Origin of the sequence: Variovorax sp. V93 (assembly GCF_041154485.1) — a bacterium.
GTDB classification, from domain to species: Bacteria; Pseudomonadota; Gammaproteobacteria; order Burkholderiales; family Burkholderiaceae_C; genus Variovorax; species Variovorax beijingensis_A.
This window is the reverse complement of sequence record NZ_AP028669.1, coordinates 2,324,525-2,349,679: the sequence shown is the minus strand read 5'-3', so window position 1 is coordinate 2,349,679 and position 25,155 is coordinate 2,324,525. Positions and strand designations below refer to the sequence as shown.

The window sequence follows — 25,155 nt, the reverse complement described above, 5'->3', positions numbered from 1 at the left end:
CCCCGGGATTGGTGAAAACCCCGCGAAAGGCTGCGCTGGAGAACTGGCTTTCAGCGCCCGCGGCGCCGGTTTCCGCCGGGGCCGCCCTGGCCGCCGAAGCCGCCGCCGCCGCCCGGGCCGCCGCCGCGGCGTCCCGGACCCTGCCGCTGCTCCTTGCGCTGGCGCGAGAAGCTGTCGGCGCCGATGTAGCCGAGCGAGGTCTTCATCGGATCGGGCTGGTTCGCGCCGCTCGGCGGACGCTCCTCGCCCTGGCGGTTGCCGCGGTTGTTGCTGTTGCCACGGCGCCCCTGCGGCGGCATGCCGGCGTTGCCGCCGCCACCGCCGCGGTTGCCACGCCCGCCGCGCGGCGGGCGGCCGTCGCCCAGCGGACTCGGAATGGGCGCCTCGCGGCCGTCATCGCGCATGTCGCGCGGCTGCTGCTGTCCGCCGCCGGCATTGCGGTTGCCGCGCCGCTTCTTGTTGCGTCCGTTGCGCCCGCCGCCGGCACCGTCCTGGCCCGGGCCGCGCTGCTGCTGCGGCGGACGCGGCGCGCCGCCGCCCGAGGCCTGGAACAGCGCGTTGATGTCGCGCTCGTCGAGCTCCATCCAGGCGCCGCGCTTCAGGCCACGCGGCAGCACCATGGCGCCGTAGCGGATGCGGATCAGCCGGCTGACCGCATGGCCCACCGATTCGAACAGGCGCCGCACTTCGCGGTTGCGGCCCTCGGAGATGGTGACGCGGTACCAGTGGTTGGAGCCCTCGCCGCCGCCCTCCTCGATGGTGCCGAACTGGGCCATGCCATCGTCCAGGCGAACGCCTTCGAGCAGCTTCTTCTTTTCCTCGGCATTGAGCGCACCCAGCACGCGCACGGCGTATTCGCGCTCCAGGCCGAAGCGCGGGTGCATCAGCTGGTTGGCGAGGTCGCCGGAGCTGCTGAACAGCAGCAGGCCTTCTGTGTTCAGGTCGAGCCGGCCGACCGATTGCCACTTGCCCTGCTGCAGGCGCGGCAGCTTGCGGAACACCGTCGGGCGGTTCTGCGGATCGTCGTGCGTCACGACTTCGCCCACCGGCTTGTGGTAGGCGATCACGCGCGGCGGCGGCGGCGCGATGCGGTAGCGGATCGGCTTGCCGTTGATCTTGACCTGGTCGCCGTACTGGATGCGCTGGCCGATGTGGGCCGGCTCGTTGTTCACCGAGATGCGGCCCTGGAGAATGAGCGCTTCCATCTCGAGCCGCGAGCCCAGGCCCGCCTGCGCAAGCACCTTGTGCAGCTTGGGCGAATCGGCCTCCGGCAGCAGCACGCGCTTGAGCGGCGGGACTTCGGGACTCTCTTCGTCGGCGTCGAACTGGCCCGAGATGACGTCTGCGAAGCGGATCGGCTCGGGCGGCGGCGCGTTGCGCTGCTCGCGCTCGGCGGCGCGGCGTGCGCGGTCGAGGTCGTCCTCTTCCTCGTCGGGTTCTTCTTCCTCATCTTCGTCGTCGTAGGAAGGCGCGCGAGCATCTTCTTCGGCGCGGTCTTGCGCGCGATGCACCAGGGGCTCGACGGGCACGGCCGGCGCGGCGGCAGGCGCCGCATCGGCCACCTGGACCGCGGATTCGGAAGTTTCGGTTGCCGCAGGCTCGCTCTCGCCGGCCGCCGGTTCCACGACCTTCTTGCGGCGCGGGGCGCGCGGCTTCTTTGGAGCCTCGGCCGCGGGCACGCCCGCTTCGGCGTCCGCAGACGGGCCGGAGACAGCCGCCTTCGCCTTCTTTTTCTTGGATTCGGGCTGGGCCGGCACGATGGCCGCGTCGTCGATGTCGGAGGGGCTCATGAGGTTTTTCCGGGGGGAACAGCGTAGGGATCGGTCTCGTCGGGCGACGGGGCTTCGGTTTCGAGCTCGACGGATGGCTCGACTTCCGGGGGAGCCGGGATGTCGGCGGGCTCTTCGGGAGCGGCCGCGTCCTCGGCGAACTGCGCAGCGGCGGCTTCGACGGCTTCAGGAGCCTCGGCGGCGGCCAGGCCGGCTGGCGCACCCGTTTCCGAGTCGGCCTCCGGCATGGCCGAGGCATCGGCGTCGGATTCGTTCGGCACGTCCATCGGCAGCCCGGGCTGGTTGCCCGATGCCTGGTCGAGCGCGTCGACCAGCGCCGCCTGCTGGGCCGGCGTTTCGATCAGCGGCAGCTGGTCGAGCGACGCAAGGCCGAGGTCGTCGAGAAACTGCCGCGTGGTGGCGTACAGCGCCGGCCGGCCGACGGTTTCGCGGTGGCCGATGACCTCGACCCAGCCGCGGTCCTCGAGCTGCTTGAGGATGAGGGAGTTGATGGTGACGCCGCGGATGTCTTCCATGTCGCCGCGCGTGACCGGCTGGCGGTAGGCAATGATGGCCAGCGTCTCGAGGGCGGCGCGGGTGTAGCGCGGCGGCTTCTCGGGATGCAGGCGGTCGAGGTGGTCGCGCATCTCGGGCCGGCTCTGGAAGCGCCAGCCGCTGGCAACGTTCACCAGTTCCAGGCCGCGCTGCGCCCAGTCTTCCTGCAGTTCGAGCAACAGCACCTTGATGGTGTCCACGCCCAGCTCGTCGTCGAACAGCACGCGCATGTCGCGCACTGGCAGCGGCTGGCTCGAACAGATCAAGGCGGTTTCGAGAATGCGCTTGGCATCCGCCGTATTCATGGTTTGCGTTATCCGGGAAAAGGCGTCTCGGGGACGCTTGTTCAGAAGGATGAAAGGAGGCGCTGCCGGCACGCGGCGAGTGCAACGCAAGGCCGGCATCGGGGTGGCCGGCGCGGCCCTCGGGCCGTCAGGCGCGATTGTAATCCAGCCCCAGGGCCTGGAACGCCTGAACCAGATCGGCCGGCGGAAGGGAGCGCAGTTCCAGCGCCGCTTGCGTGACGGGATGCACGAACGCGAGCCTGAAGGCGTGCAGCGCCTGCCGCCCCAGCCCCGCGGCCGGAGCCCCGCCATAGAGCGCATCGCCGATCAGCGGATGCCCGATGGACGCCATGTGCACACGGATCTGGTGCGTGCGGCCCGTTTCGAGCGTGCACCGCACGGCGCAAGCCTCGGCGTTGCTGTCCAGGCGCTCGATGAGCGTTCGCGCCGTCTTGCCGGCATGGCGTTCGAGGTCGACCACGGCCATGCGCAAACGGTTGCGCGGATCGCGGCCGATCGGCGCGTCGACCTGCCGGGCTGCCGCACCGGCCCAGGGCTTGTGGCCGAGCGCGAGGTACTGCCGCTTGACTTCGCGCGCCGCGATCAGCGCCACCATGGCATCCATCGCGGCCCGGGTGCGCGCCACGACCATGAGCCCGCTGGTGTCGCGGTCGAGCCGGTGCACGATGCCCGCGCGCGGCAGCAACGCGGCCTTGGGGTCGAGCGCGAGCAAACCGTTCAGCAGCGTGCCGCTCCAATGGCCCGGCGCCGGATGCACCACCAGGCCGGCCGGCTTGTCGATGATGCGCAGATGCTCGTCCTCGTGCACCGTGACGATGTCCATCGCCTCGGGCCGGAAGGCCTGGCTCTGGGGCGTCGGGCGCAGCTCGATGCGCCCGGTCTGCCCGACGCGCACCGTCGCGGAGGCCTTCAGCAGGGTGCGTCCCTGCAGTTCCACGGCGCCGGCTTCGATCAGCTGTTGCAGATAGTTGCGAGAAAATTCCGGCACCAGGGCGGCCAGCGCGCGGTCCAGCCGCTGGCCATGCTCGGCCTGGCCCACCGTGAAGGGCCGCAGTTCGCTGGATTCGACCGGGTCGGCGCCCTCGTCGGCCTCGGCTGGGTCGGGGACCGTGTCCAGGGGGGCGGTCGATATAATTGAGGGCAACTGTTTCACGAAAGCCGTATGTGATGTTTCGCGCCAAATTATCGGTCCCCTCCTGGATCGCGCTCAGCGCGGCAGCGCTGCTTGCAGCCGGCTGCTCCTCCACCTCCGTCGACAAGACCGCCAACTGGAGCCCCAACCGCATCTACGCCGAAGCCAAGGACGAAGCAGGTTCCGGCGCCTACGACAAGGCCGTGCCGCTTTACGAAAAGCTCGAAGGCCGCGCAGCCGGTACGCCGCTCGCGCAGCAGGCCCAGCTCGAGAAGGCCTACGCCCAGTACAAGTCCGGCGAAAAGGCCAATGCCATCGCCACGATCGACCGCTTCCTGAAGCTGCATCCGGCCAGCCCGGCCATCGACTACGCGCTCTACCTCAAGGGCGTGATCAACTTCAACGACGACCTCGGCATGTTCGCGTTCCTCACGCGCCAGGACCTGTCCGAGCGCGACCAGAAGGCCGCCAAGGAATCGTTCGAGTCGTTCAAGGAACTGGTGACGCGCTTCCCCGAGTCGCGCTACGCGCCCGACGCGCGCCAGCGCATGAACTACATCGTGAACTCGCTCGCGCAGTACGAAGTGCACGTGGCGCGCTACTACTACTCGCGCGGCGCCTACCTCGCAGCGATCAACCGGGCGCAGCTTGCGCTGTCCGACTACCGCGAGGTGCCCGCGCTCGAAGAAGCGCTGTACATCATCGTGCGCTCCTACGATGCGCTCGGCATGAAGGACCTGCGCGACGACGCCCAGCGCGTGCTGACCACCAACTACCCGAACAGCGAATACCTCGCGCGCGGCTTCAAGGGCAAGGACGATCCCTGGTGGAAGGTCTGGTAATCCGCTGGAACGAAAAAAAGCCCTTCGGGGCTTTTTTTTCGTCTGCGCCCTTCAGGCCGAGAGCGAATTCCTGAGTTCGCCGATCGCCGCCTCGAAGTCGGCTTCGCTTTCCAGCCTGCGCATCGGCGGCAGCGCGGCCAGCAGCCGCCGGCCATAGCCCATGGCAACCAGGCGGGTGTCGCAAATGGCAAGCACGCCGCAGTCCGTTTCGCGGCGGATCAACCGCCCTGCCCCCTGCTTCAGCGCCACGGCCGCCTCGGGCAGCGAGTAGTCGCTGAATGAACTGCGTCCCTGGGCTTCGAGACGCTGCGAGCGCGCCTCGACCAGCGGGTCGTTGGGCGGAGGGAACGGCAGCTTGTCGATCACCACCAGCTGCAATGCGTCCCCGGGCGCATCGAAGCCCTCCCAGAACGATGCGGATGCCACCAGCACGCAGCCGGCGCGCCCACCCTCCGCGCCTTCGCGGAAGCGGTCCATGAGCACGCGCTTGGGCAGCTCGCCCTGTACCAGCACCTCGGGCCGCACGTCCGCCTCGAGCCGCTCGAACTGCTGCTTCATTTCGTCGCCGATCGCGCGCAGCGCGCGCAGCGTGGTCGTCAGCACCAGGGTCCGGCCGCCGAGCTCGGCGGCGCCGCGCGCGGCCAGCTGCGCAACCCGCGTGCTGTGGGCGGCATCGTTGGGCTTGGGAAAGGCACGCGGCACATAGAGCCCGGCCTGCGCGGCATAGTCGAAGGGGCTCTGCACCCGCAGCACCTGCGCATCGCCCAGGCCGCACGGCTCGGTGAACCAGCGCAGCGTGGGTTCGTCGCCCAGCGTGGCGGAGGTGAAGACCCAGGCGCGTCCGTTGTCTTCCGGCGCGGCGCGGCCTTCTTGCTCGTCGCCGTCTTCATGGGCAGCTCCGCTGCCGATCTTGAGCACGCGCGTGCGCATGGCCTCGGCTATGTCGAGCGGCGATTCGACCAGGCGCAGTTGCGTGCCCACATCGACCCAGCGCACCGAATCGGTTTCGCAGGGCAGCGCGAAGCGTGCCGCGCGCTTGGCGAGCTGCTGCGCCCGTTCGTACAGGCGCACGAAATCGGGCGATATCTCGCTGACGGTGTCGAGCCCTTCGGCGGCCATTTCAAAGGCATGCTGCAGGGCTTCGAGTGCGTCCTGCCAGGCCTGCGCATCGATGCCTTCCGGCGACGGCCCGACCCAGCGCAGCTTGGTGCCGGGCCACTGCTTGCCGACCGCAAGCCGCAGCTCGCGCGCGGCGCGTTCGACGGCCGCCACCAACTGCTGCCAGTCGACCAGTCCGCGCGCATGCTGCAAGCCCGCACCAAGCAGGTCGCGCGCGAAGTCCAGGGCCTGCCCGCTGCCGAGCTGCGCGCCCAGGAACTGCACGCCGGTTTCATTGAGCTGGTGCGCCTCGTCGAACACGACCACGCTCACGGTCGGCAGCAATTCCGCCATGCCGGTCTCGCGCACCGCAAGATCGGCGAAGAACAGGTGATGGTTGATGACCACCACGTCGGCCGCCAGCGCCTCGCGCCGCGCCAGGTTGACGTGGCAGGGCTTGAACTGCGGGCACTGGGCGCCCAGGCAGTTCTCGCGCGTGGAGGTGATCAGGGGGATGAGCGGCGAGCGCTCGTCCAGCCCGGGCAGCTCGGCCAGGTCGCCGGTTCGCGTGGCCTTGGACCACTGCTCGATCTTGGCAAGCGTTCGCAGGCTGCCGCGCTCCGGCAGCGACGCATCGTGGCGCGCCAGGTCGAGCCGGTGCAGGCACAGGTAGCTCGCGCGCCCTTTGAGCAGCGCCGTTCGCACCGGCAGTTCGAGCGCCTCGACCAGACGCGGAAGGTCGCGGCCGAACAGTTGGTCCTGCAGGGTCTTGGTGGCGGTCGACAGCAGCACGCGCTCGCCGCTCAGCAATGCCGGAACGAGGTAGGAAAAGGTCTTGCCCACGCCGGTGCCGGCCTCGACCACCAGCACGCCGCCGTCCTCGATGGTGCGGGCAACGGCCAGCGCCATTTCGGTCTGCCCCGAGCGCTCGCGGAACTGCTCGGCGGCACGCGACAGGACGCCGCCCTGCGCGAAGGCGTCGCGCACCTTGTCCTCGAGTGTTTCACTCACGCGGGTTCTTTCGGATCGAGCACGTTCTCGAGCCGCGTGATCTGGTCGCGCAGCGCAAGCCGGCGCTTCTTCAGGCGCCGCAGCAGCAGCTCGTCCTGCGGCGAAGCTTCGGCCAGGCGGTCGATGGTGGCGTCGAGATCGGCGTGTTCGATGCGCAGCTCGATCAATTGGCGGGAAAGGGAGTGAAGATTGGAGTCCAACGTTGGCGCTGCGAACGTATTCCGCCCACAGCTCGTGTTCACTCGATAATACGTCCTGCTACGAATCCACGAGAAGACAGAAGGCGCGCCATTGGCGCATTTGCGCTCATGACACAAGGCTTTCGGCTTGCCGCCGCCACCGGTCTCCACAAGGGAGATCGCCCCTATCAGCAGGACCAGGTCCTGATGATGAGCCATCCGCGCGTGCCCGGCTGCATGCTGGGCATCATTGCCGACGGCATGGGCGGGCGCAGCGGCGGGCGCAAGGCCTCCGACCAGGTGCTGATGACGGCGCGCCAGCTGTTCACGCGCTACCACCCCGACCGCGACAGCTCCGCGGCCGTGCTGCGGCAGCTGCTGGAGGATGCGCACACCGTCATCAAGCTCACGGCCCTGTCGAGCGAGCAGGAACCCCACAGCACGCTCGCCGCCTTTCTGATGAACCCCAGGGGCGACTGCGCCTGGATCCATGCCGGCGACTCGCGCATCTATCACTTCCAGAACGGCGAGCTCGTCAGGCGCACGCGCGACCATTCCTATGTCCAGGTGCTCATCGACCGCGGCGAAATCACCGAGGCCGAGGCCAATGTCCATCCCAAGGGCAACATCCTCCTCGGATGCCTGGGCATGACCACGACGCCCCCGCCCGTCGAGCCGCACTACATTCCCGCAATGCAGCCGGGCGACCTGCTGATGGCCTGCAGCGACGGGCTCTGGCACTACTTCAGCCCCGAAGAGCTGGCCAGCGTCCTGTATGCGGAACCGCCGCGCGAAGCGGTGGAAATCCTGGTGGGAGAAGCGCGCCGCCGGGCGCGCGGCACGGGCGACAACATCTCGATCGTGGTGCTGAAGCTCGAAGCGCTTCCGCAAGACTGAGCACCGCCGCCGCAGGACGCTCGCCCGGCGAGGTGGGCGGCTCAGCGGCTGGGCGCCGAAGCAGGCGATGCCGGCGGCGGGGGCAAGGGTGCACCGCGCGGCTTGGTGCGTTCGGCGTTCTGCCGCTCGCGGCTGGCCCGGTGCTCGGCCGCCTTTTGCTGCTTGCTTTCGAAGCGCTCGACCGCCGCCGGTGCCTCGGCGCGCCGCTGGGCGGCCTTGGCCTGCTCGTCGGCGTGGGCCTTCTGCTTGGCCTCGAACTGGCGCCGGCGCTCGTCGGCCTCGGCCGCCGTCGTGGCGCGGCTCGCCGCATGGTCGGTCGCGCGCTGCTCGCGGTCCTGCTGGGCTTTTTTAGCCTCTTCCTGCTTCTCGGGCGTGTCCTGCGGGCGCCGCGTGGCGGCCTTCTGGTCGAGCTTCTCGAGCTCGGCCGCGCCACGGCGCTGGCGCTCGATGTCGTTGATGGCCGTTTCCTGGCGCTTGATGTGGTCGGTCTCGACGCGGCGGCGCTTGCGGCTGTCGCGCAGGCAGTCCTCGACCGCGAACTTCTGGTAGCAGGCGGCCCGCTCCTTTTCGAAGCGCGCGTCGATGGCCGCGCGCTCGGCGGCCAGCCGGCTGCGCTCCGCTTCGAAGTTCGCATTGCCCGCGGCCGCGTTGGACTGTGCCCAGAGCGGCAGGCTGCCCAAGGCCATCAGCATGGCAAGAACAATTTTTTTCATGTCAGTCGAGTGTCGACGATACGGCGTTCCAGCGAGAGGAACTCGCTCGATTGCATTTCGGTGAGCCTGGAAACCGTTCGCGGGAATTCATGCGCAAGCGGCCCTTCGGTGTACAACGCCTCCGGCGGTACCTCGGCCGACATGATGAGCTTGACGCGCCGGTCGTACAAGACGTCGACCAGCCAGGTGAAACGGCGTGCTTCGGAGGCCATGCGCACCGGCATGTGCGGCACGTCGGACAGCAGCACCGTGTGGAACTGGCTGGCGATCTCCAGATAGTCGTTCTGCGAACGCGGTCCGCCGCACAGCGTCTTGAAGTCGAACCAGACCACGCCGCCGGCCTTGCGCCTGGCGCGGATCTCGCGCTGCTCGATGTGCAGGACCGGGTTTTCATCGGCCGTTTCGGCCAACCGGTCGAAGGCCTTGCGCATCTCCTTTTCGGCCGAGGCATCGTTCGGCGTCAGGTACATGCGCAGCTGCTCGAGCGTGCGGCGCCGGTAGTCGGTGCCGTTGTCCACGCTCAGCACCTCGAGCTTCTGGTTGAGCAGCGCAATCGCGGGCAGGATGCGGTCGCGGTGCAGCCCGCCGGGGTAAAGATCGTCGGGCTTGAAGTTGGAGGTGGTGACAAAGCCCACGCCGTTCTCGAACAGCGCCACCAGCAGGCGATGAAGAATCATCGCGTCGGTGATGTCCGCCACGTGGAATTCGTCGAAGCAGATCAGCTTGTAGCGCTTGGAGATGCGCAGCCCCAGCTCGTCGAGCGGGTTGACCGTGCCCTGCAGCTCGCGCAGTTCGCGGTGCACCTCGCGCATGAACTCGTGGAAGTGCAGCCGGGTCTTGCGCCTGAGCGGCACCGCGTTGAAGAACAGGTCCATCAGGAAGCTCTTGCCCCGCCCGACGCCACCGTACATGTAGACGCCGCGCGGCAGCTCAGGCCGGTTGATGAACTTCTTCAGCGCGTTGGAGCGCTGGGCCTTGTACTCGGCCCACTCCCGGGCGCAGCGATCCAGCGCTTCCACGGCGCGCAGTTGCGCGGGATCGCTCTGGAACCCGCGCACGGCGAGTTCCGCCTCATAGGCCTGTTTGACGCTGGTGGTCAATGGATCAGAAGTTCAGCGTGCGCTTGTCCACGGCCAGTGCCGCTTCCTTCGTGGCTTCCGACAGCGACGGGTGCGCATGGCAGATGCGCGCGATGTCTTCGGCGCTCGCCTTGAATTCCATCGCCACCACGGCCTCGGAGATCAGCTCGCTGGCCTGCGGGCCCACGATGTGCACGCCCAGGATCTCGTCCGTGGCCGCGTCGGCCAGGAACTTGACCATGCCGGTCGTGTCGCCCAGTGCGCGCGCGCGGCCGTTCGCGAGGAACGGGAAGGTGCCGGCCTTGTAGGCGCGGCCCGCGGCCTTGAGCTGCTGCTCGGTCTGGCCGACCCACGCGATCTCGGGGCTGGTGTAGATCACCCACGGCACGGTGTTGAAGTTGACGTGGCCGTGCTGGCCCGCAATGCGCTCCGCCACGGCAACGCCCTCTTCCTCGGCCTTGTGCGCGAGCATCGGGCCGCGCACCACGTCGCCGATGGCCCAGACGTTGGGCAGGCTGGTCTTGCAGTCGTCGTCCACGGCAATGGCGCCGCGCTCGTCGAGCTTCAGGCCCACGGCTTCGGCATTCAGGCCGATGGTGTTGGGCACGCGGCCGATCGAGACGATCAGCTTGTCGACTTCCAGCACCTGGGCCTCGCCCTTGGCGTTGGTCCAGGCCACGCTCACGCCCTTCTTGGACGACTTGATCTCGCCGACCTTCACGCCGAGTTCGATCTTGAGCTTCTGCTTGTCGAAGGCCTTCTTGGCCTCCTTGGCGATCTGCTCGTCGACCGCGCCGAGGAAGGTCGGCAGCGCTTCGAGCACCGTGACTTCGGCGCCGAGGCGGCGCCACACCGAGCCCATTTCAAGGCCGATGACGCCCGAGCCGATCAGGCCCAGCTTCTTCGGCACCGCGCCGATGCGCAGCGCGCCGTCGTTCGAGAGGATGTTCTCCTCGTCGAACGGCGCACCCGGCAGCGCACGGGCGTTGGAGCCCGTGGCCACGATGACGTGCTTGCCGTCGATCGACTCTTCGGCGGCGCCCGCGACCTTGATCTCGTAGCCGGCTTCGCCCGCCTTCACGAACGAGCCGCGGCCATGGAAGAAGCTGATCTTGTTCTTCTTGAACAGGTACAGGATGCCGTCGTTGTTCTGCTTCACGACCTGGTCCTTGCGGGCCAGCATCTTGTCGAGGTCCAGCCCCAGGCCTTCGACCTTGATGCCATGGTCGGCGAAGTGGTGGCCGGCCTGCTCGAAGTGCTCCGACGATTGCAGCAGCGCCTTGGACGGAATGCAGCCGACGTTGGTGCAGGTGCCGCCCGGTGCCGGGCCGCCCTTGCCGTTCTTCCACTCGTCGATGCAGGCCACGTTGAAGCCCAGTTGCGCCGCGCGGATCGCGGCGATGTAGCCGCCGGGGCCGCCGCCGATGACGATGACGTCGAATTGTTTGTTGGCCATCTGATTCTTTCCCCTCAGATGTCGAACAGCAGGCGCGACGGATCTTCGAGCGCTTCCTTCATGGCCACCAGGCCCAGCACGGCTTCGCGGCCGTCGATGATGCGGTGGTCGTAGCTCATGGCGAGGTAGTTCATCGGGCGAACCACGATCTGACCGTTCTCGACCACGGCGCGGTCTTTGGTGGCATGCACGCCGAGGATGGCCGACTGGGGCGGGTTGATGATCGGCGTCGAGAGCATCGAACCGAAGGTGCCGCCGTTCGAGATGGAGAAGGTGCCGCCGGTCATCTCTTCGATGCCGAGCTTGCCGTCCTGCGCCTTCTTGCCGTATTCGGCGATCTTCTTCTCGATGTCGGCAAAGCTCATCTGGTCGGCGTTGCGCAGGATGGGCACCACGAGGCCGCGCGGCGAACCAACGGCGATGCCGATGTCGAAGTAGCCGTGGTACAGGATGTCGTTGCCATCGACCGAGGCGTTGATCACCGGGTACTTCTTGAGCGCATGCACCGCGGCCTTCACGAAGAAGCTCATGAAGCCGAGCTTCACGCCGTGCTCCTTGGTGAAGCTGTCCTGGAAGCGCTTGCGCAGTTCCATGACGGGCGCCATGTTGACCTCGTTGAAGGTCGTGAGGATGGCGTTGGTCGACTGCGACTGGATCAGGCGCTCGGCGATGCGGGCGCGCAGGCGGCTCATCGGCACGCGCTGCTCGGGGCGCTCGCCCAGGTCGGGCGCGCTGGTGGGCGCGGCGACTTGCGGCAGCGCCGGCTTGGCGGCCGGTGCGGCCACGGTGGCTGCGGGCTTGGCGCCCGAAGCGACCGCGCCGAGCACGTCGCCCTTGGTGACGCGGCCGTCCTTGCCGGTGCCGGCCACGTCGCCGGTCTTCAGGTTGTTGTCGGCCAGCAGCTTGGCAGCGGCGGGCATCGCGACGTCGGACTTCGAACCACCGACGGCGGCGGCGGCGGCAGCCGCCGGAGCAGGCGCAGCAGCTGCCGGGGCTGCAGCAGGTGCCGCTGCAGGCGCTGCGGCACCGGCCTTGCCTTCGGTGTCGATCTTCGCGATCAGCTGGTCGGCCACCACGGTGGCGCCATCGGGCTGCACGATTTCCGCCAGCACGCCTGCCGAGGGCGCGGGCACTTCGAGCACGACCTTGTCGGTCTCGATCTCGATCAGGATTTCATCGACGGCGACGGCTTCGCCGGCCTTCTTCTTCCAGGTGAGCATGGTGGCTTCGGCCACGGATTCGGAAAGCTGGGGGACTTTGACTTCTACGATAGACATTTGGAGTGAGCTCCGTTTTGTTCTTCAGGTGTTCGTGTGAAAAAGAGGCTTGGAATTACTTGGTCAGCACGAAGCCCTTGAGCTTGCCAAATGCGCCATCGACCAGCGCCTTCTGCTGTTCCTGGTGCAGGTGCGAATAGCCGACTGCAGGCGATGCCGAAGCGGCGCGGCCGGAGTAGCCGAGCTTCTGGCCTTCCTGCATGTTCTCGTGGATGTAGTGCTGCACGAAGAACCAGGCGCCCTGGTTCTGCGGCTCGTCCTGGCACCAGACCACGTCGACGAGATTCGGGTACTTCTTGATCTCGGCCGCAAAGGCCTTGTGCGGGAACGGATAGAGCTGCTCGACGCGGATGATCGCCACGTCGTCGTCGCCCTTTTCTTCGCGCTTCTTGGCCAGGTCGTAGTAGACCTTGCCCGAGCAGGCGATCAGGCGCTTGACCTTCTCGGCCTTCAGGCCCTTGCTGTCCGGAATGACCGTCTGGAAGCCGCCCTTGGTGAACTCGGACAGCGGCGAGGTCGCGTCCTTGTTACGCAGCAGCGACTTCGGCGTCATGATGATCAGCGGCTTGCGCAGGTTGCGCACCATCTGGCGGCGCAGCACGTGGAAGATCTGGCTGGCCGTGGTCGGCTGCACCACCTGCATGTTGGTGTCGGCGCTCAGTTGCATGAAGCGTTCGAGGCGTGCCGAGCTGTGCTCGGGGCCCTGGCCTTCGTAGCCGTGCGGCAGCATCATGGTCAGGCCGTTGACGCGGCCCCACTTCACTTCGCCCGAGGCGATGAACTGGTCGATCACCACTTGCGCGCCGTTCACGAAGTCGCCGAACTGGGCTTCCCAGATCACGAGCGTGTTCGGGTCGTTCGAGGCGTAGCCGTATTCGAACGCGAGCACGGCTTCTTCCGACAGGATCGAGTCGATCACGACGAACGGTGCCTGGTTCTCGGCCACGTTCTGCAGCGGCGTGTAGGTGCCTTCGTCGAACTTCTCGCGGTTCTGGTCGTGCAGCACGGCGTGGCGGTGCGTGAACGTGCCGCGGCCGCTGTCCTCGCCCGACAGGCGCACCGGGTAGCCGCTGGCCACCAGCGAGGCAAAGGCCATGTGCTCGCCCATGCCCCAGTCGACGTTCACGTCGCCGCGGCCCATGGCGGCGCGGTCGTCCAGCACCTTCTTCACGAGCGGGTGCACCGTGAAGCCGGCCGGCACCGTGGTGATCTTCTCGGCCAGGCGCTTCCACTCGCTGGACGGAATGGCGGTGTCGCCGGCGTCGGTCCACTTCTTGTTGAGGTACGGATTCCAGTCGACGGCGTACTTGCTCTTGAAGTTCGTGAGCACCGGGTCGACCGTGTTGCGGCCTTCGTCGAAGGCGGCGCGCTGGGCCTTGACCATGTCGTCGCCGAGCGTTTCGCCCAGGCCCTGCGTCGCCAGCTTGTCAGCGTACAGCTTGCGCGTGCCGGGGTGCTGGGCGATCTTCTTGTACATCAGCGGCTGGGTGAGCGAAGGCGTGTCCTGCTCGTTGTGGCCGAGCTTGCGGAAGCAGATGATGTCGACCACCACGTCCTTCTGGAACTCCATGCGGAATTCGAGGGCGAGCTGGGTGGCGAGCACCACGGCCTCGGGATCGTCGCCGTTCACGTGCAGCACCGGCGCCTCGATCATCTTGACGATGTCCGAGCAATACAGCGTCGAGCGGCTGTCGCGCGGGTCGCTGGTGGTGAAGCCGATCTGGTTGTTGATCACGATGTGCACCGTGCCGCCCGTGAAGTAGCCACGGGTCTCGGCCAGCGCCAGCGTTTCCATCACGACGCCCTGGCCCGCGAAGGCGGCGTCGCCGTGCACGAGCACGGGCAGCACCTGCTTGCCCTGCGGGTCGGCGCGGCGGTCCATGCGGGCGCGCACCGAGCCTTCGACCACGGGGTTCACGATCTCGAGGTGCGAGGGGTTGAAGGCCAGGCTCAGGTGCACCGGTCCGCCGGGCGTGGTCACGTCCGAGCTGAAGCCCTGGTGGTACTTGACGTCGCCGCTGGGCAGGTCTTCAGGAGCGGTGTGGTCGAACTCGGCGAACAGGTCGGCCGGCATCTTGCCGAGCGAGTTGACCAGCACGTTGAGGCGGCCGCGGTGGGCCATGCCGATCACGATTTCCTGCACGCCCTTGATGCCGGCCTGGTTGATCAGCTCGTCCATCGAGACGATGAAGCTCTCGCCGCCTTCGAGGGAGAAGCGCTTCTGGCCCACGTACTTGGTGTGCAGGAAGCGCTCGAGGCCTTCGGCCGCGGTCAGCCGGTTGAGCACGTGCTTCTTCTGCTCGGCGGTCAGCTGCGGATTGGTGCGGGCGCTTTCGAGCTTCTGCTGCCACCAGCGCTTGTGATTCTGGTCGGTGGTGTACATGTACTCGGCGCCGATGGTGCCGCAGTACGTTTCGCGCAAGGCATTGAGCAGGTCGCGCAGCGACATGGTCTCCTTGCCGAAGAAGGTGTTGCTGGTGTTGAACACCGTCTCGAGGTCGGCATCGGTGAAGCCGTAGAACGAGGGCTCGAGTTCCGGGATGGCCGGGCGCTCGGCGCGCTTGAGGGGATCCAGGTCGGCCCAGCGGGCGCCGACGTTGCGGTAGGCGGCGATCAGCTGCTGGACGGCGGTGCGCTTGCGGCCGAGCTCGGAATCCGCGCCGCTGGCCTGCACGACCTTGGTGGTGCCCTGCTTCGCGCGTTCGGCGAAAGCGTTGATCACCGGCTGGTGCGGAACGTCCCTGGTGTTGGAGCCATCGACCGCGGGCACGTTCTGCAGGGCGTCGAAATACGAACGCCAGTTGTCAGGCACGCTGCCGGGATTGGAAAGGTAGTTTTCGTACATCTCCTCGACATAGGGCGCATTGCCGCCGAAGAGGTACGTGTTGCCCTGATACGCGGCATACGCCGTGGGCTTTGAGGAATCGCTCATGATCCGCTGACCTTCGCTTCCCTGAAGGAAGCACTAGCTGGTTAAGAAACCTTCCGCGACACGGCTGAACCGGTTGGCGGATGCGACTGTGGCTGGGGAAGGGCCTGAGTACCTTCGCATTGTGCCACGTCAAACATATGACGGCTCGACGCGGCTTCGCAAGGCCCGCTTTGCTCACTCAGGCGGAAGAAACCAGCTGCCTGATCTGCTGCAGGGTGGCAGGGTCGTCGATGGTGGTCAGGTCGCCCGGATCGCGCTGTTCGCACACGGCCTGGATGGCACGCCGCAGCAGCTTGCCGCTGCGGGTCTTGGGCAGGCCCGAGACGAAGCGCACCCGCGCGGGCCGCGCCAGCGCACCGAGCTGGTCGGCCACCACCTTCATGAGCTCGCCTTCGAGCTTCAGCGCCGCGTCGGCGTCGGTCACGGCGATGCCGTCCTTCGGCACCACGAAAGCCATTGCCACCTGGCCCTTGAGCGCATCGGCCACACCCACCACCGCCACTTCGGCCACGTTGGCGTGGCCCGAGATGCTCTCCTCGATCTCGCGGGTACCCAGGCGGTGGCCGGCCACGTTGATCACGTCGTCGGTGCGCCCGAGGATGTAGAAGTAGCCGTCTTCGTCGCGAATGCCCCAGTCGAAGGTCGAATAGACCATCCTGCCCGGCACGCTCTTCCAGTAGGTGTCGACGAAGCGCGCATCGTCCTTCCACACCGTCTGCATGAAGCCGGGCGGGGTCGGGCCTTCGACCACGACCACGCCCTTTTCGTTGGGGGCGGTCAATTCCTCGCCGGTCGATTCGTGCAGGATCTTGATGCGGTAGCCGTACATCGGAACACCGGGGCTGCCGAACTTGCTGGGCTTGGCCTCGACCCCGTTGGCAATGGTGATCATCGGCCAGCCCGACTCGGTCTGCCAGTAGTTGTCGATGATCGGCACGCCCAGACCTTCGCTGATCCAGCGCGCGGTGGGCTCGTCGAGCGGCTCGCCGGCAAGGAACAGCGCGCGCAGGCTCGACAGGTCGTATTTCTTCAGCAGCGCCGGATCCTGCTTCTTGAGCACGCGCACCGCGGTGGGTGCGCTGAACATCACCGTCACCTTGTATTTCTCGACCAGGCGCCACCAGATGCCGCCGTCGGGCTGCCGGTCGATGCCTTGCGTGGGCAGGCCCTCGTACATGAGGGTGGCCATGCCGGCGATCAGGGGGCCGTAGACGATGTAGCTGTGGCCCACCACCCAGCCGATATCGCTGGTCGAGAAGTAGGTTTCGCCAGGCCGGCCGTCGAAGATGTGCTTCATGCTCGCGGCCAGCGCCACGGCATAGCCGCCGACGTCGCGCTGCACACCCTTGGGCTTGCCGGTGGTGCCGCTGGTGTAGATGGTGTAGCTGATGTCGGTGGCGGCCAGCCAGGTGCATGGCACCTCGGCGTCGAGATGCTTTTGCCGGAGTTCGCCGGCCAGGTGGTCGCGGCCGGCCGTCAGGTCCATGGGGGCCAGGCCGCGGTCGGTGAGCAGCAGCGCGGCCGGCTTGTACTTCGACAGCCGGATCGCCTCGTCGAGCAGCGGCTTGTACGCAATGACCTTGCCGCCGCGCGAGCCGGCGTCGGCGCTCACCACCACCTTGGGCTCGGCGTCCTCGATGCGCGTGGCCAGCGAGCCGCTCGCGAATCCGCCGAACACCACGCAGTGGATGGCGCCGATGCGCGCGCAGGCCAGCATCGCGAAGGCGGCCTCGGGAATCATCGGCATGTAGATGAGCACGCGGTCGCCCTTCCCCACGCCCAGTTCGATCAGGCTGGCGGCGGTGCGCTGCACTTCGGCGTGCAGTTCCTTGAAGCTGTAGCTCTTCTCCACCCCGGTTTCGGTGGAAACGAAGATCAGCGCAGGCTGGTCGCCGCGCGTGGCCAGGTGCCGGTCGACCGCGTTGTGGCACAGATTGGTGGTGCCGCCCACGAACCAGCGCGCAAAGGGCGGCTGGCTCGCGTCGAGGATCTGCTCTGCGGGGGTCTGCCAGTCGATCAGCTTCGCCTGCTCGGCCCAGAAGGCCTCGGGCGCATCGACGGACTGGCGATAGAACTCTTCGTAGCGGCTCATCTGGATATGTCTCCTGTTATTCATCCGGCCCTGGCGGCATCGCCAAAACTGAATTCATAATTATGGAGACCGATCTTGCAGCAAGCTGACGGCCTGAACAATCCGGCCGAGCCCTTGTGGTGCGCCGCCGGCCGCGGCTATCGGATCAGCGCGAGCAGTTCGGAAAACGCGGGGTGCTCCGCCGTGCGCAGCCATTCGAAGCCGACCATCTCGGTCGTCACGAGTTCAGCCCCCGCACCGGCCAGCCGGTCGAAGGCGGCGTCGCGGTTGCGCTCGGTGCGCGAGCTGCAGGCGTCGGTGACGACCCAGACTTCGAATTCATCCTCCAGCAGGTCGAGCGCGGTCTGCAGCAGGCAGACATGGGCTTCGCAGCCGGCAATCACGATGGAATTGCGCTCTTCGGCGGCCGCCGCAGGCTTCTGCAGGTGCTTGGGCAGGCTGCGGGCATTGCCCTGCGGCGCCTTCGCCGGCACGCGCAGCCATTCGCCGAGGCCTTCCTCCACGCCGCTGAAATGCATCTTCGACAGGGTGCGCTGGCACAGCACGCGGATGTCGGGCACGTTTTCACCGAGCTTGGAGGGGTTGTGCTCGGTGCCCCACACCGGCACCTGGAACAGCTGGGCCATCCTGCCGAGCCGCACCGCGTTCTGCGCGACCGCTTCGCCCTCGAAGATCGACGGCATCAGCCGCGCCTGGAAGTCGACCAGGACGAGTTGGGAAAGCGAGGCGTCGAGCAGCATGAACCGGTTCTTTCATTCAGATGGAATTGATGGGGCCAGACCGTACCACCGAAAGGGCACGTATCTCTCTAGACTCCGGTCGGATGCGGATCTTCTTTTCGGCCCGGCGCCATTTGCCGATTCTGGCCCTTGGCGCGGCGCTCGTGGCGACCGGATGCGGCGGCCTGCGCACCGCCAAGGCGCCGCTGGAGCGCACGCTCGAAAAGAGCAGCTGCACGCCGAACGCCGACACGCTGATCGTGATGCTGCCCGGCGCGTACTCGCACCCGGACGAATTCGAGCGCGAAGGCTTCATCGAGGCCCTGAACGACAACAGGCTCGCGGTGGACGTGGTGCGGGTCGACGCGCATCTTGGCTACTACAACGGCAAGACCATCCTCGACCGCCTGCAGCGGGACGTGATCGCGCCGGCGCGCAGCCAGGGCTACAAGGCCATCTGGATCGTCGGCATTTCGGTCGGCGGCTTCGGCGGGCTGCTCTACGCGCAGACCCATCCCGGCGAACTCGCGGGCATCGTCGCCATTGCGCCCTATCTCGGAGAACGCACGCTGGGCACCGACATTGCCAATGCCGGCGGCCTTGCCCGCTGGACCGGGCCGCTGGGCGATCCGCCGGGCAGCGACCCGCGAACGCCGAACGAAACCCAGCTGTGGCAGTGGCTGCGCGGCTACGTCGGCGCCACCACCACCTTCGGGCCGCGGCCGCCGCTCTACCTGGGCTATGGCACCGACGACCGCTTTGCCTTCAGCCATCGGCTGCTGGCGGCCGCGCTGCCCGCGGGCCGCGTCTTCACGACCGAAGGCGGCCACGACTGGCCCGAGTGGACGCGGCTCTGGCGCCGCATGCTGCCGACTTTGCCGCTGCCGGGCTGCCCCGGCTGAGGGCTGGAGGCGGGCCTCAGTTCGGCCGCAGGCGCAGCAGCTTGCCGTCGGATTCGTCAGTCAGCACGTAGAGCAGGCCGTCCGGCCCCTGCTTCACATCGCGAATGCGGGCCCGGTCGTCGGCCAGCAGTTTGTGCTCGGCCACCACCTTGCCGTCCTTCAGCTCGATGCGGTCGAGATAGCCGAACTTGAGCGAACCCACGAACAGGTTGCCCTTCCATGCCGCACCGTAGCGGTCGCTGGCAAGAAAAGCCATGCCCGAGGGCGCGATCGACGGCACCCAGTAGTGCAACGGCTGTTCCATGCCATCCCTCGCCGTGATGCCCTCGCCGATCTTTCCGCCGCCATAGTTCTCGCCGTAGGTGATCACCGGCCAGCCGTAGTTGCGGCCGGCCTGCGGGATGTTGATCTCGTCGCCGCCCTGCGGACCGTGCTCGGTCATCCAGAAGCGGCCATCGGGCGCGAGCGCTGCGCCCTGTCCGTTGCGGTGGCCATAGCTCCAGATCTCGGGCAGCGCGCCCGCCCGGCCGACGAAGGGGTTGTCCCCGGGCGCCGATCCGTCCTTGGCGATGCGCACCACCTTGCCAAGGTGGTTGTCGAGCTTCTGCGCATCTTCCTTGCGGCTGAACCGCTCGCCCAGCGTGAGAAACAGCGTGCCGTCGCGCGCCTCGACGATGCGGCAGCCGAAATGGTGGCGGCTGGCCACCTTGGGCTGCTGGCTGAAGATGATTTTCAGGTTCTCGAGCCGCGTGCCGTCGGCCGAAAGCTGGGTGCTGGCCAGTGCCGTGCCGTTGCCCGCACCGCCGCCGGCTGCAGGTTCCGAGAAGCAGAAATAGAGCGTGCGGTTCTTGTCGAAGCCCGAATCGGCCAGCACGTCGAGCAAGCCGCCCTGCCCTCCGGCCGCGATGGCCGGCAGGCCGGCAATGGGCGCGCCGATCTTGCCGTCCGCAGCGATCAGCCGCAACCGGCCGGCCCGCTCCGTGACCACGAAACGGCCGCCCGGCAAGAAGGCCACGCCCCACGGGTTCTCGAGGCCGGTTGAAATGGTTTCCGGCCGTATCTGCGCCGTGGCGGCCCCCCCGACGGCCAGAACCGCCGCGAGGGCCGCCCTTCCCAGGAGGCGCCCAACTTCCTGAATTCGCAGGTTCATGTCTTTTCCGGGTAGTTGGTGCGATCTTGACGTGAAATGGAGTGCGAATCCAGGCTGTTCGCCCCTCCAATGCGAGTACGAAAGTTCGCTTTCAGCCAATCGCTTATGGTTCATAAAGATCGACCGTTACATTTTTTCTTCGATCGAATCAAAAAAAATAAAACAAATCAAAGACTTGAAGATACATTCACCAATTCGGATGAGGTTGACATAACTGCGCGTCATCAATATCCTACGCGCCATGCGTTTTTTCGTCCTACCCGCGTCTCTCCTGTTTGCCGTCGCCGTCCAGGCCGCCCCCCAACAGGACCGAACCGACGACGAACTGGCCCGGTTGCTGGCCGACAAGGGCATCATCGGACAACTCAGGCAGGTCCGCCAAACCGTCGCTGAACGAACCTCCGACCTGGTGGTTACCGCCATCGGCTTCCTCGGCGTGCCCTATCGCCGCGGCGGCAACTCGGCCGAATCCGGCTTTGATTGCAGCGGCTTCGTTCGCGCGATGTACAACCAGACGCTCGGCCATGTGCTGCCGCGCCGCGCCGAAGAGCAGGCAGCCGCCACCGAGAAGATCGATCCCAGCCAGCTCAAGCCGGGCGACTTGGTCTTCTTCAACACCATGCGCCGTGCCTTCAGCCATGTCGGCATCTATGTCGGCGAAGGCAAGTTCATCCACTCGCCGCGCACGGGCGCCCAGGTGCGTGTGGAAGACATGAACGGCAGCTACTGGAGCCGCCGCTTCGACGGCGCGCGGCGCGTGCTCGGCGGCGCCCAGAACGACGAGATCAAGGCCGCGGCAACTGCGGCAACCCACACCGGCAACTGAGCCTTTCCCCGGATCTTCGCGTCCTCCATCAGGACGAAAAAAATCCCGCCGCGGCGGGATTTTTTGTGGCCGGCCGAAACCCCGGTCAGGCCGCCTTCTTGGCCGGCGGCAGGTCGGTACAGGTCCCGTGCGCCACCTCGGCCGCCATGCCGATGCTCTCGCCCAGCGTCGGATGCGGATGGATGGTCTTGCCGATGTCGATCTCGTCGGCGCCCATCTCGATGGCCAGCGCAATCTCCCCGATCATGTCGCCGGCATGCGTGCCGACGATGCCGCCGCCCAGGATGCGATGCGTCTGGGCGTCGAACAGCAGCTTGGTGAAGCCCTCGTCGCGGCCGTTGGCGATGGCGCGGCCCGAAGCGGTCCACGGGAAATGGCCCTTCTTGATCTTGATGCCTTCGGCCTTGGCCTGGTCCTCGGTGAGCCCGACCCACGCCACCTCGGGGTCGGTATAGGCCACGCTCGGGATCACGCGGGCATTGAAGGCGGCGCTCGACAGCTCCTTGTCGCCCTTCTGCTCGCCGGCAATCACCTCGGCCGCCACATGCGCCTCGTGCACCGCCTTGTGCGCCAGCATGGGCTGGCCGACGATGTCGCCGATGGCGAAGATGTGGGGCACGTTGGTGCGCATCTGGATGTCGACCGGAATGAAGCCGCGGTCGCTCACCGCGACGCCGGCCTTCTCCGCGCCGATCTTCTTGCCATTCGGGCTGCGGCCCACCGCCTGCAGCACCAGGTCATAGACCTGCGGCTCCTTGGGTGCCTGCTCGCCCTCGAAGCTCACCTTGATGCCCTCCTTCGTGGCCTCGGCGCCCACCGTCTTGGTCTTGAGCATGATGTTGTCGAAGCGCGGCGCATTCATCTTCTGCCAGACCTTCACGAGGTCGCGATCTGCGCCCTGCATCAGGCCGTCGAGCATCTCGACCACGTCCAGCCGCGCGCCCAGCGTGGAATACACCGTGCCCATTTCGAGGCCGATGATGCCGCCGCCCAGGATCAGCATGCGCTTGGGGTCGGTGCCCATCTCGAGCGCGCCGGTGGAATCGACCACGCGCGGGTCCTTCGGCATGAAGGGCAGGCTCACGGCCTGCGAGCCGGCCGCGATGATCGCGTTGCGGAACTTGACGGTCTGCTTCTTGCCGGTGGTGTCCCAACTGGTGCCCGAGGTTTCTTCCACCTCGAGGTGATACGGGTCGATGAAGTTGCCGACGCCGCGCAGCACCGTCACCTTGCGCATCTTGGCCATGGCCGTGAGGCCGCCGGTGAGCTTGCCCACCACCTTGTTCTTGTGGCCGAGCAGCTTGGCGCGATCGACCGTGGGCGCGGCAAAGCTCACGCCGAGGTCGGCGAAGTGCTTCACTTCGTCCATGACCGAGGCCACGTGCAGCAGCGCCTTCGACGGGATGCAGCCGACGTTCAGGCACACGCCGCCGAGCGTGGCGTAGCGTTCGATCAGCACCACCTTGAGGCCCAGGTCGGCCGCGCGGAAGGCGGCCGAGTAACCGCCGGGGCCGGCGCCGAGCACGATCACGTCGCATTCGACATCGACCTTGCCGCCATAGCTCGACACCGCCACGGCCGCCGAAGCGGGAGCCGGCGCGGGTGCCGCCTTGGGTGCGGGAGCCGCGGCTGCGGGCGCCGGTGCGGCCGCTGCGGGCGCGGACGCGGCAGCACCGTCGACTTCCAGCGTCAGCACGACCGAGCCTTCGCTGACCTTGTCGCCCACCTTGACGGCCAGCGCCTTCACCACGCCGGCCGCCGACGACGGAATTTCCATCGAGGCCTTGTCCGATTCGACCGTGATCAGCGACTGCTCGGCCTTGACCGTGTCGCCGACGTTGACCAGCACCTCGATCACTGCCACTTCGTCGAAGTCGCCGATGTCGGGCACCTTGATTTGTTGTTCGCTCATTTGGACACTTTCAGTTTGAGTGTGAGAACGTCGACCGGTGGGGCCGAATTGCGATCGAATTCGCAGGCGGCGGCGATGCCCGCCTCCGCCACGTCGCGCGATGTGCGCGACTTGATGTCATAGGCCGCGTGCATGGCGCCGAGCGCAAAGCTGCGTCCCGAGCCGATGCTCCAGAACTGCTTGAACTCGAACACCTCGCGGTAGCTGTAGATGCCGTAGATGCCGCTCTGGTTGGCCATCAGCATCGTGAACTGGCTCGACTCGTAGGGCTCGTGCTCGTCTTCCTTGGTCTGCATGAAGAACGAGTCCTTCAGCACCGGATGCAGCAGCGTGAAGGTGCGGAAGATCTCGTGCTTGCTGCCGAACAGCAGCGCCTCGCGCGGCTGCGCGGCCAGCGCATGCTGCAGCACCAGGAAGTGCGCAGCGGCGCCGGCCACGGCGAACAGGCTCTGCCCCGCCGCGTCCTCGACGGTGAAGATCTTCTGGTTTGCCTCGGCGCGGTGCGAAAGCCGCGTGTCGCCGAAGGTCACCAGTGAATCCGCCGCCATCGTGACCTGGCCGCCCTTGCGGACGGCCACTACGGTGGTCATAGCAGGATTCGGCGATAGTCCGCGAGCACTTGCCCCAGGTAGGCGTTGAAGCGCGCGGCCAGGGCACCATCGATCACGCGGTGGTCGTACGACAGCGACAGCGGCAGCGTCAGGCGCGGCACGAACTGCTTGCCGTCCCACACCGGCTTCATCTGGCCCTTGGAGAGGCCGAGGATGGCCACTTCGGGGGCGTTGATGATGGGCGTGAAATGCGTGCCGCCGATGCCGCCGAGCGAGCTGATCGAGAAGCAGCCGCCCTGCATGTCGGCTGAGCCGAGCTTGCCGTCGCGCGCCTTTTTGGCGAGTTCGCCCATCTCCTGGCTGATCTGCAGGATGCCCTTCTTATCGGCATCCTTGAGCACCGGCACCACCAGCCCGTTGGGCGTGTCGGCCGCGAAGCCGATGTGGAAGTACTGCTTGTAGACCAGCTGGTCGCCGTCGAGGCTGGCGTTGAAGTCGGGGAATTTCTTCAGCGCCGCCACCACGGCCTTGATCACGAAGGCCAGCATCGTGACCTTGATGCCCGACTTCTCGTTCTCCTTGTTGGTGGAGACGCGGAAGGCCTCGAGCTCCGTGATGTCGGCTTCGTCGTTGTTGGTGACGTGCGGGATCATCACCCAGTTGCGATGCAGGTTGGCGCCGCTGAGCTTCTTGATGCGCGAGAGGTCCTTGCGCTCGACCGCGCCGAACTTCGTGAAGTCGACCTTGGGCCAGGGAATGAGGCCCAGCGCGGCGCCATCCGCGCCGCCGCCACCGGCCGGCGCCTTGGCCGCCGAGGCCTTGGTGCTGGCCTGGCCGCTCATCACGGCCTTGGTGAAGCTCTGGACGTCTTCCTGCGTGATGCGGCCCTTGGGACCGGAGCCGTTGACCTCCTCGAGCGGCACGCCGAGTTCGCGGGCGAACTTGCGCACCGAGGGGGAGGCATGCGGCAGGTTGCCGCTGGGCGCCGTGGTGGGATCGTGCGGCGCGGCCGCGGCCGGGCTTGCGGCGGGTGCCGGCGAAGCAGGCGCCGGCGCGGGGGCGCTGGCGGTCGCGGCGGCCGGTGCGGCTGCGGCCGCTTGCGCGGGCGCAGGGGCCGCGGCACCCGCAGCACCTTCGAGCACGGCGATCAGGTCACCGATGTTGACGGTATCGCCGACCTTGACCTTGAGTTCCTTGAGCACGCCGGCCGCCGACGACGGGATTTCCATCGAGGCCTTGTCCGACTCCACCGTGATCAGCGACTGGTCGGCCGCGATCGTGTCGCCGGGTTTCACCAGCAGCTCGATGACGGCGACGTCCTTGAAGTCGCCGATGTCCGGTACCTTGACGTCGACCGGGCCCGAGGCGGCCGGTGCAGCCGCCGGGGCAGGCGCCGCCGCGGCCGGCGCGGACGCGGCAGCTGCGGGGGCCGCAGCAGGCGCCGGGGCCGGCGCTGCAGCAGCACCCGCTCCCTCGGCCTCGAGCACGAGCACCACCGAGCCCTCCTTCACCTTGCTGCCGACCTCGACCTTCAGCTCCTTGACCACACCGGCGGTCGACGAAGGAATCTCCATCGACGCCTTGTCCGATTCCACGGTGATGAGCGACTGCTCGGCCTTGACCGTGTCGCCCACCTTCACGAGCACCTCGATCACCGCGACTTCATCGAAATCGCCGATGTCCGGCACCTTCACTTCCACTGCTGCCATATCGTTGTCTCCCGCCGTAAGGCGCCGTTCGTTGGTTGTTGATTGATGT

General features: G+C 67.2%; 20 protein-coding genes. 4 read left to right on the top strand and 16 right to left on the bottom strand.

Annotation, left to right across the window (positions count from 1 at the left end; genetic code table 11):
• Positions 1 to 50 precede the first annotated feature (50 nt).
• The 3 genes from ACAM54_RS11070 to ACAM54_RS11060 all read right to left on the bottom strand — a co-directional run bounded on the left by ACAM54_RS11070 (position 51) and on the right by ACAM54_RS11060 (position 3,773).
• Entirely contained in the window at positions 51 to 1,790 is a 1,740-nt protein-coding gene (locus ACAM54_RS11070; protein ID WP_369650708.1) for a pseudouridine synthase, read from the bottom strand.
• On the bottom strand, positions 1,787 to 2,629 hold the full coding sequence (scpB, locus tag ACAM54_RS11065; RefSeq protein ID WP_369650707.1) for an SMC-Scp complex subunit ScpB: 843 nt from the start codon (positions 2,627 to 2,629) through the stop codon (positions 1,787 to 1,789). Before scpB ends, ACAM54_RS11070 begins: the two co-directional genes overlap by 4 nt.
• Positions 2,630 to 2,756: 127 nt before the next feature.
• Positions 2,757 to 3,773, bottom strand: a complete 1,017-nt coding sequence (locus ACAM54_RS11060) for an RluA family pseudouridine synthase (RefSeq protein ID WP_369650967.1) — start codon at positions 3,771 to 3,773, stop codon at positions 2,757 to 2,759.
• 23 nt (positions 3,774 to 3,796) lie between these two features.
• Here ACAM54_RS11060 and ACAM54_RS11055 point away from each other — a divergent pair, with 23 nt between their 5' ends.
• Complete coding sequence (locus ACAM54_RS11055) at positions 3,797 to 4,603, top strand: outer membrane protein assembly factor BamD (RefSeq protein WP_145743864.1); 807 nt, start codon at positions 3,797 to 3,799, stop codon at positions 4,601 to 4,603.
• A 51-nt stretch (positions 4,604 to 4,654) separates the two neighbouring features.
• On the opposite strand, the gene ACAM54_RS11050 is transcribed toward ACAM54_RS11055, so the two are convergent.
• Together ACAM54_RS11050 and ACAM54_RS11045 are read right to left on the bottom strand one after the other, a co-directional pair.
• Positions 4,655 to 6,712: an ATP-dependent DNA helicase gene (locus tag ACAM54_RS11050; RefSeq protein WP_369650706.1), complete on the bottom strand. Its 2,058-nt coding sequence runs from the start codon at positions 6,710 to 6,712 to the stop codon at positions 4,655 to 4,657.
• Complete coding sequence (locus ACAM54_RS11045) at positions 6,709 to 6,912, bottom strand: YdcH family protein (RefSeq protein WP_012747296.1); 204 nt, start codon at positions 6,910 to 6,912, stop codon at positions 6,709 to 6,711. Before ACAM54_RS11045 ends, ACAM54_RS11050 begins: the two co-directional genes overlap by 4 nt.
• 108 nt (positions 6,913 to 7,020) lie before the next feature.
• Between ACAM54_RS11045 and ACAM54_RS11040 the strand changes: the two genes are divergently transcribed.
• Positions 7,021 to 7,788: a PP2C family serine/threonine-protein phosphatase gene (locus tag ACAM54_RS11040; RefSeq protein WP_209503416.1), complete on the top strand. Its 768-nt coding sequence runs from the start codon at positions 7,021 to 7,023 to the stop codon at positions 7,786 to 7,788.
• A 41-nt stretch (positions 7,789 to 7,829) separates the two neighbouring features.
• On the opposite strand, the gene ACAM54_RS11035 is transcribed toward ACAM54_RS11040, so the two are convergent.
• The 7 genes from ACAM54_RS11035 to ACAM54_RS11005 all read right to left on the bottom strand — a co-directional run bounded on the left by ACAM54_RS11035 (position 7,830) and on the right by ACAM54_RS11005 (position 18,077).
• Complete coding sequence (locus ACAM54_RS11035) at positions 7,830 to 8,501, bottom strand: hypothetical protein (protein WP_369650705.1); 672 nt, start codon at positions 8,499 to 8,501, stop codon at positions 7,830 to 7,832.
• A complete protein-coding gene (gene zapE / locus ACAM54_RS11030) occupies positions 8,498 to 9,601 on the bottom strand; it encodes a cell division protein ZapE (RefSeq protein ID WP_145743408.1) in 1,104 nt (367 codons plus the stop codon). Before zapE ends, ACAM54_RS11035 begins: the two co-directional genes overlap by 4 nt.
• Before the next feature lie 4 nt (positions 9,602 to 9,605).
• A complete protein-coding gene (gene lpdA, locus ACAM54_RS11025) occupies positions 9,606 to 11,036 on the bottom strand; it encodes a dihydrolipoyl dehydrogenase (protein ID WP_369650704.1) in 1,431 nt (476 codons plus the stop codon).
• Between the two features lie 14 nt (positions 11,037 to 11,050).
• Positions 11,051 to 12,313 carry a 2-oxoglutarate dehydrogenase complex dihydrolipoyllysine-residue succinyltransferase gene (gene odhB, locus ACAM54_RS11020; RefSeq protein WP_369650703.1) on the bottom strand — a complete coding sequence of 421 codons (1,263 nt, stop codon included), beginning with the start codon at positions 12,311 to 12,313 and terminating at the stop codon, positions 11,051 to 11,053.
• A gap of 55 nt (positions 12,314 to 12,368) precedes the next feature.
• Complete coding sequence (locus tag ACAM54_RS11015; protein WP_369650702.1) at positions 12,369 to 15,245, bottom strand: 2-oxoglutarate dehydrogenase E1 component; 2,877 nt, start codon at positions 15,243 to 15,245, stop codon at positions 12,369 to 12,371.
• Between the two features lie 178 nt (positions 15,246 to 15,423).
• Entirely contained in the window at positions 15,424 to 17,337 is a 1,914-nt protein-coding gene (locus ACAM54_RS11010; protein ID WP_369650701.1) for a propionate--CoA ligase, read from the bottom strand.
• Between the two features lie 137 nt (positions 17,338 to 17,474).
• Positions 17,475 to 18,077: an isochorismatase family protein gene (locus ACAM54_RS11005; RefSeq protein ID WP_369650700.1), complete on the bottom strand. Its 603-nt coding sequence runs from the start codon at positions 18,075 to 18,077 to the stop codon at positions 17,475 to 17,477.
• Positions 18,078 to 18,160: 83 nt separating this feature from the next.
• Between ACAM54_RS11005 and ACAM54_RS11000 the strand changes: the two genes are divergently transcribed.
• Positions 18,161 to 18,958, top strand: a complete 798-nt coding sequence (locus ACAM54_RS11000) for an alpha/beta hydrolase (protein ID WP_369650699.1) — start codon at positions 18,161 to 18,163, stop codon at positions 18,956 to 18,958.
• Positions 18,959 to 18,974: 16 nt separating this feature from the next.
• Here the strand turns inward: ACAM54_RS11000 and ACAM54_RS10995 are convergent, their stop codons facing one another.
• Positions 18,975 to 20,108: a PQQ-dependent sugar dehydrogenase gene (locus tag ACAM54_RS10995; RefSeq protein WP_369650698.1), complete on the bottom strand. Its 1,134-nt coding sequence runs from the start codon at positions 20,106 to 20,108 to the stop codon at positions 18,975 to 18,977.
• Between the two features lie 241 nt (positions 20,109 to 20,349).
• Between ACAM54_RS10995 and ACAM54_RS10990 the strand changes: the two genes are divergently transcribed.
• Entirely contained in the window at positions 20,350 to 20,934 is a 585-nt protein-coding gene (locus ACAM54_RS10990) for a C40 family peptidase (protein WP_012747285.1), read from the top strand.
• A gap of 85 nt (positions 20,935 to 21,019) precedes the next feature.
• On the opposite strand, the gene lpdA (ACAM54_RS10985) is transcribed toward ACAM54_RS10990, so the two are convergent.
• Genes lpdA (ACAM54_RS10985) through aceF form a run of 3 tightly spaced genes read right to left on the bottom strand, consistent with a single transcriptional unit; the run spans position 21,020 to position 25,106 of the window.
• A complete protein-coding gene (gene lpdA / locus ACAM54_RS10985) occupies positions 21,020 to 22,846 on the bottom strand; it encodes a dihydrolipoyl dehydrogenase (RefSeq protein ID WP_369650697.1) in 1,827 nt (608 codons plus the stop codon).
• Positions 22,843 to 23,436, bottom strand: a complete 594-nt coding sequence (locus tag ACAM54_RS10980; protein WP_124957650.1) for an MFS transporter — start codon at positions 23,434 to 23,436, stop codon at positions 22,843 to 22,845. Before ACAM54_RS10980 ends, lpdA (ACAM54_RS10985) begins: the two co-directional genes overlap by 4 nt.
• The gene (aceF, locus tag ACAM54_RS10975) at positions 23,433 to 25,106 is read right to left on the bottom strand and encodes a dihydrolipoyllysine-residue acetyltransferase (protein ID WP_369650696.1); all 1,674 of its coding nucleotides are present in this window, start codon (positions 25,104 to 25,106) and stop codon (positions 23,433 to 23,435) included. Before aceF ends, ACAM54_RS10980 begins: the two co-directional genes overlap by 4 nt.
• Between the last annotated feature and the right edge of the window lie 49 nt (positions 25,107 to 25,155).

Bases quoted from the DNA above. Each gene is read 5' to 3' on its own strand.
- ACAM54_RS11040 (WP_209503416.1), top strand. From the start codon at position 7,021: ATGACACAAGGCTTTCGGCTTGCCGCCGCCACCGGTCTCCACAAGGGA.
- ACAM54_RS10995 (WP_369650698.1), bottom strand. From the start codon at position 20,108: ATGAACCTGCGAATTCAGGAAGTTGGGCGCCTCCTGGGAAGGGCGGCC.
- ACAM54_RS10980 (WP_124957650.1), bottom strand. From the start codon at position 23,436: ATGACCACCGTAGTGGCCGTCCGCAAGGGCGGCCAGGTCACGATGGCG.
- ACAM54_RS11015 (WP_369650702.1), bottom strand. From the start codon at position 15,245: ATGAGCGATTCCTCAAAGCCCACGGCGTATGCCGCGTATCAGGGCAAC.
- odhB (WP_369650703.1), bottom strand. From the start codon at position 12,313: ATGTCTATCGTAGAAGTCAAAGTCCCCCAGCTTTCCGAATCCGTGGCC.
- ACAM54_RS10990 (WP_012747285.1), top strand. From the start codon at position 20,350: ATGCGTTTTTTCGTCCTACCCGCGTCTCTCCTGTTTGCCGTCGCCGTC.
- aceF (WP_369650696.1), bottom strand. From the start codon at position 25,106: ATGGCAGCAGTGGAAGTGAAGGTGCCGGACATCGGCGATTTCGATGAA.
- ACAM54_RS11010 (WP_369650701.1), bottom strand. From the start codon at position 17,337: ATGAGCCGCTACGAAGAGTTCTATCGCCAGTCCGTCGATGCGCCCGAG.
- ACAM54_RS11035 (WP_369650705.1), bottom strand. From the start codon at position 8,501: ATGAAAAAAATTGTTCTTGCCATGCTGATGGCCTTGGGCAGCCTGCCG.
- lpdA (WP_369650697.1), bottom strand. From the start codon at position 22,846: ATGAGCGAACAACAAATCAAGGTGCCCGACATCGGCGACTTCGACGAA.
- ACAM54_RS11070 (WP_369650708.1), bottom strand. From the start codon at position 1,790: ATGAGCCCCTCCGACATCGACGACGCGGCCATCGTGCCGGCCCAGCCC.
- scpB (WP_369650707.1), bottom strand. From the start codon at position 2,629: ATGAATACGGCGGATGCCAAGCGCATTCTCGAAACCGCCTTGATCTGT.
- ACAM54_RS11000 (WP_369650699.1), top strand. From the start codon at position 18,161: ATGCGGATCTTCTTTTCGGCCCGGCGCCATTTGCCGATTCTGGCCCTT.
- ACAM54_RS11005 (WP_369650700.1), bottom strand. From the start codon at position 18,077: ATGCTGCTCGACGCCTCGCTTTCCCAACTCGTCCTGGTCGACTTCCAG.
- lpdA (WP_369650704.1), bottom strand. From the start codon at position 11,036: ATGGCCAACAAACAATTCGACGTCATCGTCATCGGCGGCGGCCCCGGC.
- ACAM54_RS11055 (WP_145743864.1), top strand. From the start codon at position 3,797: ATGTTTCGCGCCAAATTATCGGTCCCCTCCTGGATCGCGCTCAGCGCG.